The organism is Streptomyces sp. NPDC008150 (genome assembly GCF_042956945.1).
Classification (GTDB): Bacteria; Actinomycetota; Actinomycetes; order Streptomycetales; family Streptomycetaceae; genus Streptomyces.
Genome location: NZ_JBIBHJ010000012.1, coordinates 56,450 through 74,212, shown reverse-complemented (window position 1 = coordinate 74,212; position 17,763 = coordinate 56,450). Strand labels below are relative to the sequence as shown.

The window sequence follows — 17,763 nt, the reverse complement described above, 5'->3', positions numbered from 1 at the left end:
GCGGGCGCGGCACCGCGCGCCGCCCGGCCGCTCATCCCGGAACCCCGAGGTCGTCGAAGATGCGGCGGGCGGCCTCGCGGGACGACAGCGCGGTCGCCGGGTCGCCGAGGGCGTCCGCGGCGGCGGCGACCCCCGCGTGCGCGCGGCCCGTCTCCAGCCGCAGACCCATGGCCGACGAACGGACCAGGGCACCGCGGTGCAGCTCCAACGCCTCGCTGTGGTCGCCGCGTTGGTGGTGGACACGGCCGAGGACGTTCTTGATCTCGGCCCGCCGGATCGCCCCGCTCACGTCCAGCATCGTCAGGGCCCGCGCCGTGCACAGCTCCGCCTCCAGCGGGCGGCCCAGGCGCTGGTAGGCCTCCGCGCGGTGGGCCAGGAGCAGGCCGACGGTGCCGGGCTGGGAGAACCGGTCGGGCTCGCCCGGCACACCGGACAGCACGTGCAGCGCCCGCTGCGGCCTGCCCGCGCCGAGGTGGGCGACGGCCAGTTCGGTCAGGGCGTACAGCTCGTGGTCGCACTCGCCGAGGCCGCGGTCCAGCCGGACGGCCGCCTCCGCCGCCTCCGCCGCCTCCTCGTGCCGGCCCAGGGCGTTGAGCGCGGACGCGGTGTTGGCCAGGGCCTCCGCCTCCTCCCGCCGGGAACCGAGCCGCCGGTGCAGGGTCAGCGCCCGGTCGAGCTGGGCGAGCGCGTCCTCGTAGGCGCCGAGGCTGGACAGGCACACCCCGATCCGGCTGAGGCAGGCGGCGACGCCGGGTTCCTCCGCCGTCCGTTCGGCCAGCTCCAGCGCCTCGTCGAGATGGGCCAACGCGCCCTGGAGATCGCCGAGTTTCCACAGCGCCATCGCCAGGTTGGTCAGGCTGATCCGCAGCACCAGCGGGTCGTCGAGGCGCCGGGCGGCCCGTACGGCCAGGGTCCCCGTGTCGCGGAACTCCGTCCACCAGCCCCGCAGGTTGAGGTAGAACGCCAGACCGCGCGGCAGGTACGCGGCGTGCAGGTCGGCCCCCGTGTCGTAGGCGAGCTGGGCGGCGGAGCGCAGCGCCGGGTACTCGTGGTCGAGCCAGCGCAGCGCGTCCGCCGCGCACGCGAAGCGGGGCACCGTGGCGCTGCCGGCGGGCTGCGGCACGGGGTGCGGGGCACGGCCGGGGAAGAGCAGGTCGCAGGCGCGCTCCAGGGCGAGCAGATAGTGGTCGAGGAGGCGGCGCACGGCCTGTTCCTCGCGTGCGGTGGGCTGTTCCTCGCGCAGGTCGCGGGCGAACCAGCGCACCAGGTCGTGCAGGGTGTAGCGGTCCAGGGTCTGCTGTTCGAGCAGGGTGACGTCGAGCAGGTCCTCCAGGAGGGACTCCGCCTCGCCGATGTCCGTGCCGAGCAGGGCGGCGGCGCTCGGCACGTCGAAGTCCGTGCCCGGGTGCCAGCCCAGCAGCCGGAACGCGGCCCGGTGCCGCTCGCCCATCGCGCCGTACGAGAGCTGGAGGCTGGCGGCGACGCTGCGTTCGCCGACGCGCAGTTCGGTGAGGGTCCTGGCCTCCGTGCGCATCCGGTCGACGAGGTAACGGACCGTCCACTGGGGGCGGTTGCGCAGCCGGGCCGAGGCGATGCGCAGGGCCAGCGGGAGGCCCGCGCACATCCCCGCGAGCAGGGTGCGGGCCTCGGGGTCGTCGTGCTCCACCGTCAGTACCTTGCCGAGGAGTTCGACGCTCTCCTCCATCGACAGGCTGCCGACGGACAGCCACTCGGCGCCGTCCAGTTCGACCAGCCGGGTACGGCTGGTGACGATGGCGGCGGAGCCCCCGGCGCCGGGCAGCAGCGGCTGGATCTGGGCCGCGTCCCGCGCGTTGTCGAGGACGACCAGCAGCCGCCGGTCCGCGGTGACCGACCGCCACAGCGCCTGCCGCCCGCTCAGCTCCTCCGGCATGCGGTCGCTGGGCACCCCCAGGCTGCGCAGCAACTGGTCGAGTGCGTCCAGGGGTTGGAGCGGCTGGTGGCCCGGGGTGAAGCCGTGCAGGTCGAGGAAGAGCTGGCCGTCCGGGTAGCGGGGCGCGGCGCGGTTGGCGACGTGCACCGCCAGCGCCGTCTTGCCGGTGCCGCCCATGCCGTTGACCGTGACGATGCGCCGGTCGTCGGCGAGGGCGGCCAGCGCGCGCCGAACGGTCTCCTGGCGGCCGGTGAAGTCCGGCAGGTCGTAGGGCAGGGTGCAGCGCACGGGGACGGGGTCGCGGTCCGTCTCCTGGTCCGCCGCGGGCGGGGACGGGGCGGGCGCGGGGCCGGACAGTTCGGGGCTGCGGCGCAGGATCGCCTCGTGCAGGCGGGCCAGTTGGGGGCTCGGGTCGGCGCCCAGCTCCTCGGCGAGCAGGCGCCGCACGGTGGCGAACTCCTCCAGCGCCTCGGCGTGCCGGCCGGTGCGGTACAGCACCGTCATGAGCTGTTCGCGCAGCGACTCGCGCAGCGGGTGCGCGTCCACGAGGGGGCGCAAGTACGCTGCCAGGCCGGTGAGTTGATTGGCCGTCAGGCACAGTCGTGTGTACTGCTCGACGGCCGAGAGCCGGGTCTCCACCAGGACGTTCGCCGCGCTGTCCAGGGCGTCGGAGGTCAGGCCGTCCAGGACGGGGCCGCGCCACAGGTCCAGCGCGGTCCGCAGCGCCGCGGCGGCCTCCCGGGGGCGGTCGGCGTCCTGGGCGACGGCGGCCGAGCGGAGCAGCGCCTCGAAGTCCAGGAGGTCGAGCTGGCCGGGGCCGACCAGCACCCGGTAGCCGGCGCCGTCGGTGTGCAGGGTCCGGGAGCCGCCGGGCAGGGTGCGGCGCAGCGTCGAGACGGTCTTGCGGATCTGGTGGGCGGCGGTGGACGGCGGCCGGTCGCCCCAGACGGCCTCCACGAGGCGGTTGACCGGGACGGTGCGCCCGTGGGACAGAAGCAGGAAACCGAGCACCCGTTCGGCCTTCGTGCCGCCCAGCGGTATCCGCTCTCCCGCGTCCCAGCACTCCAGTGCCCCCAGCACCTTGAGGCGTATGCCTTCCTCTTCTTCCCCCGCGTGCTCCACTTGTCCCCCTCCGCGTCACGCCGGGCGAGGTCAGCCGCCGGGCCGTGATCGTTACCGTCTGCCGGGGAAGAGTAACGGACCGGTATCCGATCGGGACATGAGCAAGGCAGCCTTATGGAGAATCGGTGAGCGACTCCGCGAATTGTTGTGGGGGTCGCCCCCGAAATCAGTCGAAACAAAACGGATTCTTTGCCGACTGGGGGAGGCGCACGTCCAACCTGCGTGATACCAGGGGGACTTGCGGCCTCGGAGAGGTATTCCATTGATCGCTGCCGACGTGCTGACGGAGAGAACGGACGACCGGGCGGCATCCGTCGGGGAGGGCGGGCCGACGCCGACCGGACGGGAGAGACTGGTCCTTCAGCTTCTGGCCGACGGGCATCTCGACGAGGGCATCGCGCGGCGGCTCAACGTCTCCGTGCGGACGTGCCGTCGGATCATCGCCGCCCTGATGGACAGGCTGGACGCCCGCAGCCGCTTCCAGGCGGGTGTGATCGCCGCGAGCCGGGGCTGGATGGACGGGCCGCCGCCCGGGGCCGCCCCGGTGGCGCCCGGGGCGGCACGCGCGGGCGGGCCGCCCTACCGGGTCGCGCACTGGCACGGTGACGGCGGCGGGCCGGAGCGGCCCCGGGAATCGTGGGCCGGCGGGAATCCGGCGGGTCCGGCGCCGCGCGGCGCGGAAAGCGCTTCCGGGGTCGCCGGGCGGCGCACCGGTCTCGCACAGGACGCCGCGATCTTTCCGACTTCCCACGTTCCAAACCTGGAAATGCGCCGCGGGGATTAATTTTCCCTGTGCCGCGGAAGTCCGCACAAAGCGGCCGGGAATGGCCCGGGAAGCGGTGGGCGCCGCGTTGACCTGCCCCTTTTGCGTGCCGACGATCTACGCGCGTCCAGCGACCGGTGCCGGTGCGCCGCACCGGCCGCCCACGGGATTCCGCTTACGGTCCCCCCGCGCGCGCCCGGCCCCGGATGCGGCCGACGCGGCCCGGCGGCCCGCCTCCCGGCGGCGCCCGGCACCGCCCGCAGCGGTCCGGGCCGCCCGGGGCCGCCCGGGGGCCGCCGGGCACCCGCCGGGGCGGGAAACGCGAAGGCGCCGAACCCCGCCTCATGACAGAGGGGTTCGGCGCCTCCCGGGTTCCGTGGACCCGGTTCCCGGACGCGTACTCAGTCGCCGAACGCGGCCGCCGCCGCGAGCAGCGCGTCGTTCTCGGCGGGGGAGCCCACCGAGGCCCGGACTCCCGCGCCGGGCACGGCCCGGACGACGACCCCCGCCCGGCCGCAGTGCTCGGCGAACACGGCCGAGCGGGTGCCCAGTTCGAGCCAGAGGAAGTTGGCCTCGCTCGGCGGCACGGTCAGCCCGAGCCCCCGCAGCGCGTCCCGCACCCGGGTGCGCTCGGCGACCGTGGTGTCCACCCGTGCCAGCAGTTCCTTCTCGGCGTCCAGCGCGGCCACGGCCGCCGCCTGCGCGAGGGAGCTCACGCTGAACGGCAGGTACGCCTTGCGGACGGTGCCGGCCACCACCGGGTGCCCCACCAGGTAGCCCACCCGCAGGGCGGCCAGGCCGTACGCCTTGGAGAAGGTGCGCAGCACCACCACGTTGGGCCGCTCCAGGGCCAGCCCGAGACCGCCGGTGGCGTCCGGGTCGCGTACGTACTCGTGGTACGCCTCGTCGATCACCACCAGGCAGTGGTCCGGGACGCGGTCGGCGAACGCCCGCAGCGCCGCCCCGTCCACCACGGTCCCGGTCGGGTTGTTCGGGTTGCAGACGAAGACCAGCCGGGTCCGCTCCGTCACGGCGTCCGCCATGGCCGTCAGGTCGTGCGCCCCGTCCCGCAGGGGCACCTCCACGGGGGTGGCGCCCGACAGCGCGGTCAGCAGCGGATAGGCCTCGAACGACGGCCAGGCGTACAGGACTTCGGTGCCCGGCTCGGCCATCGCGGTCACCAGCATCTGGGCCACGCCCACCGAGCCGCAGCCCACCGCGACACTCTCCTCGGGCACGCCGAGCCGCTCGGCGAGCCGGGCCACCAGCTCCGTGCAGCCGATGTCCGGGTACCGGTTCGCCAGCAGCGCCGCCCGTCCGATGGCGTCGACGACCTCGGGGGGCGGCCCCCAGGGCGACTCGTTGGCGGCCAGTTCGACCGGCGGGACGGCGGGGGCGCCGGTGGCCCGGCTCGGGCGGTAGCCCGCCATCCGGTCGAGCACCGGGCGGTGGCGGGGGAAGCGGACGGTGGAGCTCTCCTGCGGCATGGCGTCGGTCTCCTGCGACATGGGGCGGCTGCTCTCTGCCGGAGGCGGCCGGGGACGGGCCGCTCTCGCGCGGGTGGTGTGGCACGGGGCCCGGACCGGGGTCCGGGCCCGGTCCGGCCTCGGGCCGGGGAGGACGGGCGGCGGGGGTCAGGCCCCCGTCGGCGGAAGCTCGTACAGGGACGGCCCCGAGTGGATGCCGTGCGCGCGGTTCATCACCACGTCCCCCAACTCGGCCGCCGTGGCACGCACGTTGGCGCCGCCGTAGCCGTTGGCCACGGAGAACATGCCCCACAGCAGGTTCCACGGGCGCAGCTCGCCCTTCTCGTCCGGGAACAGCTCGGGAGTCGGCCGGACGCGGCGCTGCACGATGTGCGGGGTGCCGACCGCCGCGTCGAGCAGCTCGCGCCACTCCGCGTCGGTGAGGTCCGGGGTCCAGCCGAGGATCACTCCCCGGTTGCCGTAGAGGGAGTTGGGCTTCAGGACCAGCTCGCGGCGGTTCTCCACCGCGTAGTCGAAGAGGTCCGCCCGGCCGCCGTCCTCCAGCGTCACCTGCCCGGGGCGCACGGCGCGCGTCCACGGCAGCAGCCGGTCGACGCTCGCCCGCTGCTCCTCGGTGAGCAGCGGCCGGGTGTCCTCGTCGGAGAGCATCGCGAGGCTGCCCTTGCTCGCGTACGCGGCCGAGTCGAGCGGGGTGAAGATCTTCACCTCGCCGCGCTCGGCGGCGTCCAGGACCGGGTCGAGCAGCTCCGGGGCGTCGAGGATCTGCGAGATGGCGAACGTCCGGAAGACGATGTCGACCGGCTCGTCGCCGAGGTACACGCGGCCGTTGCGTGCCTCCAACTGCCCTATGTGGCACGGCCGGGCGTCAAGGCCCAGCTCCTGCCAGCGCAGGCACAGCTGACGCATGTACGCGACCTCGTTCTCGAAGTAGCTCGGCCAGTCGGTCAGTGCGACCACCGGCCGGTCGCCCGGCGCGAAGCCGCACTCCACCAGCACGTTGTTGACCTGCTCGCGCAGGGTGTCCACGTATCCGAGCCGGTGTTCCTCGGCGAAGGAGGCGAGCAGCGGGTGCTCCAGCAGGCCCCGGCACAGGTCGGCGTTGTCCATGCCGCCGATGGAGCTGCCGATGTTGAACTCCAGCACCTTGAAACCGCCGTCCTGGAGGAACAGGTCGGCGCGCACCTGCCGGGTCATCCGCGCGCCGCGTCCGCGCACCACGGCGGCGACCTGCGGTTCGCTGAGCCCGGCGGCCCGCGCGAACGCGGCGAAGTCCCCGCCGAACAGCAGCTCCGGCAGGCTCTCGACGGCGTCGAGGACCGTGCGGACGTCGTGGAAGGCGCGCACCCGCTCCTCGTGGCCGAGGAAGACCGGGCGGGACATGAAGGTGCCCTTGTAGAAGGCGGCGAGCATCTCCGACTCCGGGAGCCTGCCCACCAGTTCACCCGCCGTGGCCCCGGCCCGGGTCACCCGGCCGAGGTATTCCGCCGTCAGCGACTCGCGGTCCATGTGAGTTCTCCTTGCAGTCGTGTGGAAGGTCGCACGGCACGGTCGTCCGCCGCGCGGTCGGTCAGGCGGGCCGGGGACGCGCGCCCGGTGGCGGCGGACTCGGCAGCATGGCACCGGGGTTGAGGATCCCGGCCGGGTCCCACGCCGCCTTCACCGCCCGCATCAGGGCGACGTCGTCGGCGCCGCGGGTGAGGGGGAGGTACGCGGCCTTGGCCCGGCCGACGCCGTGCTCGGCGCTGATGGAACCGCCCGCGTCCGCGACCCGCCCCAGCACGGCGCGGGCGAGCGGCTCCTCGTCGGAGCGGGCCGCGCCGACGAGATTGAGGTGCACGTTGCCCTCGGCGAGGTGCCCGAAGACGACGGCACGTGCCCGGCCCGCCAGCAGTCCGGGCAACTCGTCGACGAAGCGCGGCAGTTCGGGCAGCGGCAGGGTGACGTCGAACTTCAGTGGCGGGCCGAGGGAGTTGACGGCCTCCGTGTGCCGTTCGCGGTAGGCGGCCAGCCGCCGCCGGGCGCCCCCGTCGGTGGCGACGGCGACCTCGCGCGCGGCGCACAGCGCGACCGCGTCGGCGAGTTCCTCCGTCGGGTCGTGCGCGGCCGCGCACTCCACGAGCAGGTAAACGGGGTGTGCCGTACGGAACGGCGCGGGGAGGGAGCCGTGCGCGAGGACCAGCGCGAGACCGTCGGCCGTGAAGAACTCGGCGAGTTCCAGGCTCTCCAGGCGCCGCAGCGGTTCGAGGGCCGCCACCGCCGCGGCCACCGAGTCCACGGCGAGCAGCGCCGCCGTACGCCGGGGCGGACGGGTGCGCAGGACCAGCCGCAGCCGGGTCAGCACCGCGAGCGTGCCCTCGCTGCCGACGAGGAGGCCGGCCAGGTCGTACCCGGTGTTGTCCTTGGGCAGCCCGGCCAGCCGGTCGAGGACCCGCCCGTCGGCGGTGACCGCCTCCACGCCCGCGACGTTGGCGCGGGTCGTGCCGTACCGCACGACCCGCTCGCCGCCGGCGTTCGTCGCCGCCATGCCGCCCAGCGTCGCCGAGTCGCGGGAGGCGAGGTCGACGCCGAACTCCAGCCCGTGCGGCCGTACTTGGTGCTGAAGCGCGGCCAGTGTCACCCCCGCGCCGACCGTCACCCGACGGGCCCGGGGGTCGACCGGGCCCACGCCGTCCAGCCGCCGCAGCGACAGCAGCACCTCGCCGCGGGCGTCCCCGCCCGGCACGGAGGCGCCGACGAGCCCGGTGTTGCCGCCCTGCGGCACGACGGCGACGCCCGCCCCGGCGCACAGCCGCAGCACCTCGGCGGTCTGCGCGGTGTCGGCGGGCCGCACCACCAGCAGTGAACCGCCCTGCCAGCGGCCGGTGAAGTCCCGTTCGTAGGGGGCGCGCAGGTCGGCGTCGGCCAGGACGTGCGCGTCCCCCACGACGGCCGACAGCCGTCGCGCGAGGAGGCGTACGTCCGCCGTCGTGACGGCGGACGGGGCGGCGGTCAACCGGTCGCCGCCTCTGCCTCCGCCGGTTCGGCCTTCGCCGCGGGCGGCTCGAAGTACACGGCGTCGGCCGGCAGCCGGCGCTCCGCCAGCCGCAGCATGAACGCGCCCAGCACCGCGGTGACCGCGATCACCAGCCACGGCAGCCTGCCGTCCTGCGAGACCAGCGCGGTGAACACGCTCGGCGCCAGGGCGTTGGCCAGCGCCCAGGACGACTGGTAGGCGGCCAGGTAGCGACCGCGCAGCGCGGCCGGGGCCGCCGCCTGGGCCAGGGTGCTCGCCGCGGGGCTGTGCACCAGCTCGCCGAACGTGGCGACGACGACGCAGGTCAGCAGCACCGTCATGGCCAGCGCGTTGTTCTCGGGGCGCACCGTGCCGAGGACGATCTGCCCGACGAAGGCGAGCACGAACAGGCCCGCGCCCGCCTGGGCCATGCCGATCCTGGTGCGGAACCGGCGCCGGGCGAGCGCCGCGACCGGCACCCCCAGCGTGGCGCACAGCGCGGTGTTGACGATGAACGCGCTGCCGATGAGGCCCTGCGGAACGTGCAGCCACTTGATGGCGAACACGGGCAGCAGGATCGTCAGGGAGGTGTAGCCGATGGCCAGCGACAGGTTGGACAGGGCGAGCAGGAGGAATGAGGGGTCCTTCGCGACGAGCCGGTAACCGCCCTTCCTGGACGGCCTGTTGCGGTCCGCGTGCGGGCTGGCCGGGGTACGGGTGGCGAGCAGCGCGGCGACGACGAAGCTGCCCGCGTTGAGCCAGGCCGCGATGACGTAGCCGTGGTCCCCGGCGGTCGCGATGATCAGCGACGCGATCAGGGTGCCGCCGCCGAGCCCGGCGTTGCCGAGGCTGCGGGAGAGTGCCTGCATCCGGTCCCGGTCGGTGCCCGAGAGGAGTTCGGCGAACCGCGCCTGGAGGGTCGACGGCGCGGCCCGGGTGCCCGCCGCGGTGACCAGCGCGAGCACCGCGAACGCGGGCAGGTTGTGGGCGAGCGGGTACAGGGCGAAGCCCAGCGCCCGCACCAGGTACAGCACGATCAGCACCTTCAGCGCGCCGAACCGGTCCACCGCCGCGCCGCCCAGCGGCAGCGCGGCGAGCGCGATCAGGCTGGTCACGGTGAGGACCAGACCTATCTGCGCGAGGGGCAGGTCGGTCACGTGGCTGAAGAAGATCAGGTTGAAGGGGACGTACATGCCCGAGCCGGTCGCATCGATGGCGATGCCGGCGATCAGGGCGCGTTCCCCCTTGAAACGGGGGCGCAGGAAGGACATTTACTCTCCAGTGAGGGGGCCGTGGGGGGCCGTTTCGATCGCGTAGAAGCCGGTGCCGTCCAGCCAGCGCGCGGAGAGCGCGTCCCGGGCGACGGCGCTCTCCGACTCGTGGGCGAGGAACACCCGCAGCGGGAACGTCCAGTCGTCCACGGACGGGCTGAGCGTGTCTCCGGGCCGGACCCGGAACACCGCGTCGTGGTAGCTCTCCAGCGCCAGCAGTTCGCCCATGCGCGGGTAGCCGGCCAGCACACCGCCGTCCGGCGCCACCATGTTGACGATCCGGGCATGCCGCGGCAACTCGTATGCGGCGGAGGCCCGTTGAGCGAACCGTACCGGGTCGGCGTACGCCTCGACGGTCCATTCCAACTGGCTCTCGCCGATCGCGGCCAGCGTCGGCACGTGCACGTCGGCGCCGCACAGCCGGGCCCCGGTCTCCACCAGGCGCGCGCCCTTCGGCGTCAGCTTCAGCTCCGAGTGCGCGGGCCCGTTGGCGATGCCGAGCGCGTCCAGTACGAGCAGCGTGTGCTCGACCAGCGCGTCCTGGTCCGCCCCGTGCCGGGGCAGCAGTTCGGCGCCGGCGGGCAGGTCGCGCACCCCGTTCGCGCCGATGTGGTGCATCTTCCAGATGTCGGTGACGTGGTGCGCGCCGTCCCGGCTGACGGTGTTGACGATGTACTCGCTGCCCACCAGGTACTCCTGCGCGAGCACCGTCCGGTTCTCCTGGCCGAGCACGCTGACCTGGCCGATCAGCTTCGCGAACGCGGCGCGGACCTCGTCGGCGCTGTCGCAGAAGTGGACGCCGTCGTTGCCGGTGCTGGAGACCGGCTTGAGCACGACCCGGCCGGCCTGCGAGGCGTACCAGCCGAGGAGTTCGTCCGCGTCGGCCGTCACGATCTGCTCGGTGCCGGGCACCCCGGCCGCCTTGACCGTCTCGATCATGCGGAACTTGTCCCGCCGGGCGGGGCTGAGCGCGGTGCCGTTGCCCGGCGTGCCGAGCAACTCGCCCAGTTCGTCGGCGAGATGGACCGCACGCTCGATGCCGGGCAGCACGCCGAGCGGCGCGTGCGCGGCGAGGGCCGCGGCCGTGGCGGCGGCGTCGCCGTCGTGCACCACCTCGGCGGTGAAGTCGTCCGGGCGGAAGCTCGCCGCGTAGACGTCCGGGATGTCCGGCGTGCTGCGCAGGTGCACGCAGTCGACGCCCCGGTCCCGGAAGGCCGGGGCCAGGCACCGGGCGCTGGCGTACGCGTCGACGAGTACCACCGTCGGGCGGCTGGTGCTGGAGGTCATGGTCGTCCCACCGTCCTGTGCGAGGTCGCGGCCCGGCCGCGTGCGGAAAGAAGGCCCGTGCGGGTCACTGGACGGCCAGTTCCACCGGGTCGCCGAACCGCATCAGCTCGCGGTACGACATGGCGCGGGTGTGGCGCATGGTGCGCAGCATCGCGATGGCGCTGCCGCCCGCCGAGTCGGCGGCGACGATCGACTGGTCGTCGCCCACCAGCGCCGCCGTCACCACGATGTGCCGTTCGAGGTCGTGCAGGTCCGCCTCCAGGAGCGCGTCGCGCGCGAGCGCGAGTTCCGGGTCGGTGACGGCGAGCTTGGCGAACGACTCGGTCTCCGTGCCGGCGAGCCGCCGCATGGCCTTGCGGAACGCCTTGTGCTCGGGCTGGGTGCGCCCGGTGAGCGCCGCGGGGACCGCCGGGGGCTGCATGGTCGGCCGGACCTTCGCGTCGTAGCAGGGCGCCGACATGTCCCCGGAGTGCAGCATCGCGGCGGTGAAGGCGCGCACCAGCACCGCGGCGTCCCGGAAGGCGGCGGTCGCTGCCTCGCGGTCCTCGTCGGCCATCGCGGCGATGCCGCGCGTGACCGCCGTCGCCGCCGCGAGGTTCAGCACGAAGTAGAAGTGGTGGGTGATCACCCAGCGGGTCAGCTCGTCGTCGGCGGCCGCCACCGGCGCCCCGGCGGCCGGACCGGGCACCGGCGCGAGCACCGGCGCGCCGGGCCCCGCGTCGAGCCGGGACAGCACCAGCGCCATCGCCCTGACCTCGGCGGCCCGGTCGTTCAGGTCGATCCGGGCATGGCGCAGGTCGGTCAGCGCGCGCAGCACGATCAGGCTGATCTCGGCGGTGCGGTGGGCGTCGTCGACCTCGGCCGTACGGACGCCGAAGTACTCGTGGTTGGGCACGATCGGCCGCAGGCCCCCGGTGTCGAACGGCGCCGTCCGCGAAACGGCCGCGAGGTGCGACACGCTCCCCAGGGCGGCCTCCAGGGCGGCGTCCTGCCGTGCCCGGTCCGCGCCCTCGGGGGCGAGCAGGGCGGCGCGCAGTTCGGCCAGCGCGCCGACGGCCGCCGCCAGCGCGTCGGCGACGGGCGGCGAGGGCCGGGTCCGGCAGTGCACGACGTTGTTCGACGGCAGGACGACCAGCGGGACGTCGGGGCAGGCGGAAGCCATGGCGGTTACCTCGGAATCGCGTCGGGGGCGGGGGCGGGGGCGGGGGCGGGGGCGGGTGCGGGGGCGTTGCGGGCCGAACCGGCGTACGGCGCTGGCGCGTTGGGAGAAGCGGCGGGCGCGTCCGGCGGGAGCGCCGCCCGGGTGAGCGGGACGTCCGGGTCGGCGAGCAGGGCGGTGTCCAGGCGCGCGGAGCGGGCGGCGAGCTTGCGGCCCTGCGCCATGTCGCGCGGCCGGTCCACGGTGAGCAGGGCCTCCAGACGGTCGCCGCGCAGCCACAGCACCGTCCAGCCGGGCCCGTCCGGCGTGCCGCGCAGCACCGTGCGGTCGGCCCCCGTGTGGTCCCCGGCGTACTGGAGCATGCGGCCGAACTGCTCGGACCACACGTACGGGACCGGGTCGTACACGGCGTTCTGGCCCAGCAGCGAGGCGGCGGCCACGTCCGGGGCGTTCAGCGCCGTGTCCCAGTGCTCGGCGGTGGTGCGGCGCCCGTAGCGGGCGGACCACCAGGACGCGCAGTCGCCGGCGGCGACCACGTCCGGGCGGGACGTGCGCAGCGCGCCGTCCACCACGACACCGGGCCCGGTCACGATCCCCGACCCGGCCAGCCAGCCGGTGCCGGGGCGGGCACCCACGCCGGTGACCACGACGTCCGCGGCCACGAACTCGCCGTCCGCCAGGGTCAGTCCGCCCTCGTCCACGGAGGCGACACGCACCCCGAGGCGCAGCGCGACACCGGCCTCGGCGTACCAGGGCGCGGTCAGCGCGCCGAGCCGGACGCCCAGCGCCTGCGACAGCGGAGCCGGCGACGCCTCCAGCACCGTCACCCGGCAGCCGCGCGCGGCGGCGGTGGCCGCCGTCTCGGCGCCGATCCAGCCCGCGCCGACCACCACCACCCGTGCGCCCGGCGTCAGCAGTGCGCGCAGCCGACGGGCGTCGTCGACGGTCCGCAGGACGTGCTGCGGGCCGGTGCCGGGCAGCCGCACGGCGTGCGCGCCGGTGGCCAGCACCAGCCCGTCCCACGGCAGTTCGCCCGCCGTGGTGACGAGGACACCGCCGGGGCGCCCCGCGTGCGGGCGCAGCCCCGTCGCGTGCGTGTCCGGCCGGAACACGCAGTCCAGCGCCGCCCAGTCCACCGGCAGCGCGGTGTCGTCGGCGGCGCCCGCGAGGACGTCCTTCGACAACGGGGGCCGGTCGTACGGCGGGTGGGGCTCGGCACCGACCAGGGTCAGCGCACCGCCGAACCCCCGCGCCCGCAGCGCCTCCACGGCGCGCAGCCCCGCGAGGCCCGCCCCGACCACGATCACGTTCTCCACGGTTCGCCCCTCTCCTCGCCCGCGACCGCCTCGGCCGCCGCGACCGACCTGGCCAGCGCCGTCTTCACGGGGATGCCGAGCCGGTCGGCCGCGCCCGCCACGTCCTCGTACTCGGGCTGGACGTTGACCGCCCGGCCGCGGTGCCGGGCCACCTTGACGCGCACCCGGACGCCGTCCAGGTCGACATCGGTGAACTCCCGTTCCAGGGCGTGCTTCTCCACCCGGTGCTCGCGCGTGCCGATGGTGGAAGTCTCCGCCGTGATCGTCTCCCGCACGGCCTCCAGCACCGGCGGCGCGCACAGGGCGGAGAGGGTGTGGGCGGGCCGGCCCTTCTTCATCAGGATCGGGGTGAGCCACGCGTCGGCCGCGCCCGCCTGGAGCAGCCGTGTCAGCACGTGCGGCCACACCCGCGGGTCGAGGTCGTCGACGTTGGCACTCACCACGACCTCCTGCGCGGGTACGGCCGCGCCCGCCGGGCCGGCCGTGGGGGTGCCCAGCACCACGCGGACCACGTTGGGCACCGCGGGCAGGTCGCGGGTGCCCGCGCCGGAGCCCGCGGCCAGCAGCCGCAGCGGCGGCAGGGCGCCCCAGCCGTCGCACAGCGAGAGCAGCAGGGCGACGCCGGTCGGCGTCGCCGCCTCGAAGTCGAGGCCGCCCGAGGACGCGGGTGCCCCCGCGTCGGCGAGCAGCCGCAGCACGGCGGGCGCCGGGACGGGGAGGTGACCGTGCGCGGCGCGCACCCGGCCCGAGCCCAGCGCCGGGGGTGTCGCGGTGACGCTCGTGATCCGCAGCGCGTCCACGGCGGCGCACACCCCCACCACGTCGGCGATCGCGTCGAGCGCGCCGACCTCATGGAAGTGCACGTCCTCGGCGGGCATCGCGTGCACGGCGGCCTCGGCCCGCGCGAGCCGCGCGAACACCGCGAGGGACCGCTCGCGCACCGGTTCGGGCAGCACCGCGTCCGTCAGCAGCGCGCGGATGTCCCGCCAGGTGCGGTGCGCCGGCGACTCCTCGGTGTCGACGTGCGCCTTCGTGGCCGACAGCCCGCCGCGCACGACCCGTTCGACGCGCACCCGCACCGCGCCGGGCACCACGGCGTCCACGGCCCGGCGCACCGCGTCGAGCGGGGCGCCCGCCTCCAGCAGCGCGCCCAGCAGCATGTCGCCCGCGACCCCCGCCGAGCAGTCGAACCAGGCGGCGAGGGCGGGCGGCCCGGGTGCCGCGGCCCCGGAACGGCCGCTCCCGCCCGGCGTGTTCACGAGCCCACCGGCACGGCTCGCGCGGCGTCCGCGTCGCGGTCCCGCACCGGCGCACGGCCGCGCCGGGTCATCCGGGCGGCGGCGACCGCCGCCCCGAACCCGTTGTCGATGTTGCACACCACGACGCCCGGACCGCAGGAGTTGAGCATCGTCAGCAGGGCGGCGAGCCCGCCGAAGGCGGCCCCGTAGCCGACGCTGGTGGGCACCGCGACGACGGGCGCGGACACGAGGCCGGACACCACGCTCGGCAGCGCGCCGTCCATCCCGGCGACGACGACCAGGCAGTCCGCCGTCTCCAGCCGGTCCCGCACGGCGAGCAGCCGGTGCAGCCCGGCCACGCCGACGTCCCGCACGAGCTCCGTCGTGCAGCCGAACTCCGTTGCCACGAAGGCGACTTCGCGGGCCACGGGCTCGTCCGTCGTGCCGGCCGTCAGGACCAGCACCCGTGCGCCGTGCGGGCGCGGCGCGGGGCCCACCGCGGCGCAGCGCGCCTCCCGGTCGGCGCGGACCGTGTCCGGGAACGCCGCCTCCACCGCGTCGAGCGCCTCGTCGGACAGCCGGGTCGCCAGGGCCCCGCGTCCGCCGGGCCGGGCGGCCAGCTCGCGCAGCAGCGTGAGGACGTGCTCGGTGTGCTTCCCGGCGCCGTAGACGACCTCGGGGTCGCCGGTGCGCAGCGCGCGGTGGGTGTCGAGCCGGGCGAAGCCCAGGTCCAGCACACCGTCGCCGCCCGCGAGCGGACCCGCGGTCAGGGTGCCCAGCGCCTCCTCGACGCCGCTGGTGCCCTCGGACACCCGGCGCAGCAGCTCCCGCACCTGTTCGCGATCCACGCTCACGCCTCCGTCGTCTCGTTGAGGGAACCGGACCTGAACCCGCCCGGATCCACGACCACGTGGGCGAACCCGGCCGCCCGCACGGCGTCCAGCGCGTCGGCGCACTCCCGTACGGCCGCCGTCGCCCCGAGGTCGACCTGCACCAGCGCCCGGTCGCCGAGGTCGCGGACCCGCAGGTCGCGGGAGGTGATCCGGGCCCGTCCCAGGGCCGCCCGCAGCGCGCGCTCGGCGTCCTCGACGCGGGCCAGCCGCTCCCGGGTGACGGGCAGCCCGTACGCCACACGGCTCGACAGGCACGGCGACGCGGGCTTGTCCCACGTCGGCAGCCCCCAACGCCGGCTGACCTCGCGCACCTGGGCCTTCGTCAGCCCCGCGTCGGCCAGCGGCGTCACCACGCCCCGTGCCGCGGCGGCCCGGATGCCCGGACGGAACCGGTCGGCCAGGTCGTCCGCGTTGGTGCCGGTGGCGACGTGCGCGAGACCCTCCCGGGCGGCGAGCGCGGTCAGCCGCCCGGTCAGCTCGTCCTTGCAGAACCAGCAGCGGGAGCGCGAGTTCTCGCGGTACCCGGTCACCTCCAGCTCCCGCGTGGTGACGAACGTGTGGCGTGCCCCCAGGGTCGCGGTGACGTTCCGCGCGGCGTCCCGCTCGGCGCGCGACAGGCTCGCCGAGTCACCGGTCGCGGCGAGCACCCGGTCGCTGCCCAGCTCGCGCAGCGCCGCCGCCAGCAGCAGCGCGGAGTCCGCGCCGCCGGAGAACGCGACGACCACCGAGCCCAGGCCGGCCAGTCCGCGGCGCAGTTCCGCGACCCGGTGCGCGAGCAGGTCCCCGGCGTCTGCGGGGGTGTGCGGGTCGGTCTCCGGCGCCGTCGCGGGGGCGGTCACTCGATGCCCAGCGCGTTCGACATCGGCCGCAGTTTCGCGACCGTCTCCGCGTACTCGGCCTCCGGGTCGGAGTCGGCCACCAGACCGCACCCCGCGTACAGCGACGCCGTGGCGCCCTCGACGAGCGCTGAGCGGATCGCGACCCCGAACTGCCCCTGCCCGCGGGCGTCCGCCCAGCCGACGGCCCCGGCGTACCAGCTCCGGTCGAGGCCCTCGTGGCCGGCCAGCCAGTCCAGTGCCGCCCGGCGGGGGTGGCCGCCGAGCGCGGGCGTCGGGTGCAGCAGCTCGACCAGGTCGAGGATGCCCGCGTCCGCGCCGTCCGCGAGGTGCCCGCGGACCTTGGTGGACAGGTGCTGCACGTTGGTGAGCTTCACCACCGACGGCGGTGTCTCCACGTCGACCTCGGCGCACGCGCGGCCGACGGCGTCGCGCAGCATCCGGACGACGACGTCGTGCTCGTGCTGGATCTTGGCGCTGCCGACGAGGTCGCGCTCCAGCGCGAGGTCCTCCTCCGGGGTGGCGCCGCGCGGGGCGGTCCCGGCCAGGCCGAGGGCGTGCACGGTGCCGTCCTCGACGCGCACCAGGTACTCGGGGGTGGCGCCGAGGAAGGTGTGCTCCTCGTGGTCGAACGCGAAGACGGTGGTGCCGGGGTTGGACTCCCGCAGCCGTCCCACGGCGCCCGGGATGTCGAAGGGCGCGGTGGCCGTGACCCGCAGCTCGCGGGCCAGCACCAGCTTCTCGAAGCCGCCCTCACGGATGTGCCCGGTCGCCCGGCGCACCAGGTCCTTCCACTCCTCGGCGCCCGGCAGTTCGACCCGGGAGCGGGTACCGGCGCGGGGCTGCGGCAGGACCGGCACGAGTCCGTCCGCCGGGACGCCCCGCAGCGAGCGCTCCGCCAGGTGGCCGAGGGCGTCGGCGACCTGGTCCGGGTCGCTGTCGTGCAACAGCGTCGCGTTCAGGCGCAGTTCGGCCGGGCCGCCGCGTCCCGCCGCGCGGATCTGGAGCGCGGGCACCCACAACAGGGCGTCCGGCAGCCGCCGTTGCTCGTGTCCGAGGTCCGGGCTGAACGCGAAACCGCCCACGGCCAGCGGCCCCTCGCCCGAGGGCAGGCCCGCCACGGCGGTGCCGCCGGTGACCGTGCCGGCGGCCGTGCGGGCCCACGCGGCGCGCACCGACGCCATCCGCCGCTCGCCGCGCCCGCGCAGGTCCTGCGCGGTGCCGAGGGCGACGACCAGACCGTCGTCCCAGGCCGACTGCCACAGGAACGAGCGCGGGGTGCCGCGGCGGGCGCGGCTCCACACGGCGACCGGGTCGCACGCGCCGAGCGGCGCGGCCCAGCTCGCCAGCACCGGGCGGTGCAGCTCGCGGGCGCGGGCGACCGCGGCACGGACGGTGGCGAGCAGGCCGGCGCGGCCGGCGTCGTCGAGGGGACCCGGCAGGGTCCCGGGTGCCGCGAGGGGGACGGTGTCGACGGGGAGCGTCAC

General features: G+C 75.6%; 13 protein-coding genes. 1 reads left to right on the top strand and 12 read right to left on the bottom strand.

Annotated features, from left to right (window positions below; all coding sequences use genetic code 11):
- Positions 1 to 31 precede the first annotated feature (31 nt).
- On the bottom strand, positions 32 to 3,034 hold the full coding sequence (locus ACFZA0_RS26720; protein WP_391021512.1) for a BTAD domain-containing putative transcriptional regulator: 3,003 nt from the start codon (positions 3,032 to 3,034) through the stop codon (positions 32 to 34).
- 262 nt (positions 3,035 to 3,296) lie between these two features.
- Between ACFZA0_RS26720 and ACFZA0_RS26715 the strand changes: the two genes are divergently transcribed.
- The gene (locus tag ACFZA0_RS26715; RefSeq protein ID WP_391021510.1) at positions 3,297 to 3,818 is read left to right on the top strand and encodes a LuxR C-terminal-related transcriptional regulator; all 522 of its coding nucleotides are present in this window, start codon (positions 3,297 to 3,299) and stop codon (positions 3,816 to 3,818) included.
- A 380-nt stretch (positions 3,819 to 4,198) separates the two neighbouring features.
- On the opposite strand, the gene hisC is transcribed toward ACFZA0_RS26715, so the two are convergent.
- From hisC to ACFZA0_RS26660, 11 genes are all read right to left on the bottom strand, one after another.
- Positions 4,199 to 5,305 carry a histidinol-phosphate transaminase gene (gene hisC / locus ACFZA0_RS26710; protein WP_391021507.1) on the bottom strand — a complete coding sequence of 369 codons (1,107 nt, stop codon included), beginning with the start codon at positions 5,303 to 5,305 and terminating at the stop codon, positions 4,199 to 4,201.
- 126 nt (positions 5,306 to 5,431) lie between these two features.
- A complete protein-coding gene (locus ACFZA0_RS26705) occupies positions 5,432 to 6,790 on the bottom strand; it encodes a hypothetical protein (protein WP_391021505.1) in 1,359 nt (452 codons plus the stop codon).
- Between the two features lie 61 nt (positions 6,791 to 6,851).
- Positions 6,852 to 8,276, bottom strand: a complete 1,425-nt coding sequence (locus tag ACFZA0_RS26700) for an FAD-linked oxidase C-terminal domain-containing protein (protein ID WP_391021503.1) — start codon at positions 8,274 to 8,276, stop codon at positions 6,852 to 6,854.
- Entirely contained in the window at positions 8,273 to 9,547 is a 1,275-nt protein-coding gene (locus ACFZA0_RS26695) for an MFS transporter (RefSeq protein ID WP_391021501.1), read from the bottom strand. Before ACFZA0_RS26695 ends, ACFZA0_RS26700 begins: the two co-directional genes overlap by 4 nt.
- Positions 9,548 to 10,834 (bottom strand): ATP-grasp domain-containing protein, encoded by a 1,287-nt coding sequence (locus tag ACFZA0_RS26690; RefSeq protein WP_391021498.1) that lies wholly within the window; start codon positions 10,832 to 10,834, stop codon positions 9,548 to 9,550.
- Positions 10,835 to 10,898: 64 nt separating this feature from the next.
- Positions 10,899 to 11,996, bottom strand: coding sequence for a hypothetical protein (locus ACFZA0_RS26685; protein ID WP_391021496.1), 1,098 nt, complete (start codon positions 11,994 to 11,996; stop codon positions 10,899 to 10,901).
- 5 nt (positions 11,997 to 12,001) lie between these two features.
- The gene (locus ACFZA0_RS26680) at positions 12,002 to 13,300 is read right to left on the bottom strand and encodes an FAD-dependent oxidoreductase (RefSeq protein ID WP_391021827.1); all 1,299 of its coding nucleotides are present in this window, start codon (positions 13,298 to 13,300) and stop codon (positions 12,002 to 12,004) included.
- A complete protein-coding gene (gene larC / locus ACFZA0_RS26675; protein WP_391021494.1) occupies positions 13,297 to 14,568 on the bottom strand; it encodes a nickel pincer cofactor biosynthesis protein LarC in 1,272 nt (423 codons plus the stop codon). The genes ACFZA0_RS26680 and larC overlap by 4 nt, the downstream gene beginning before the upstream one ends.
- Positions 14,565 to 15,401 carry a nickel pincer cofactor biosynthesis protein LarB gene (gene larB / locus ACFZA0_RS26670; RefSeq protein ID WP_391021492.1) on the bottom strand — a complete coding sequence of 279 codons (837 nt, stop codon included), beginning with the start codon at positions 15,399 to 15,401 and terminating at the stop codon, positions 14,565 to 14,567. Before larB ends, larC begins: the two co-directional genes overlap by 4 nt.
- Positions 15,398 to 16,279, bottom strand: a complete 882-nt coding sequence (gene larE, locus ACFZA0_RS26665) for an ATP-dependent sacrificial sulfur transferase LarE (RefSeq protein ID WP_391021490.1) — start codon at positions 16,277 to 16,279, stop codon at positions 15,398 to 15,400. The genes larB and larE overlap by 4 nt, the downstream gene beginning before the upstream one ends.
- On the bottom strand, positions 16,276 to 17,763 hold the full coding sequence (locus ACFZA0_RS26660; RefSeq protein WP_391021488.1) for an isochorismate synthase: 1,488 nt from the start codon (positions 17,761 to 17,763) through the stop codon (positions 16,276 to 16,278). Before ACFZA0_RS26660 ends, larE begins: the two co-directional genes overlap by 4 nt.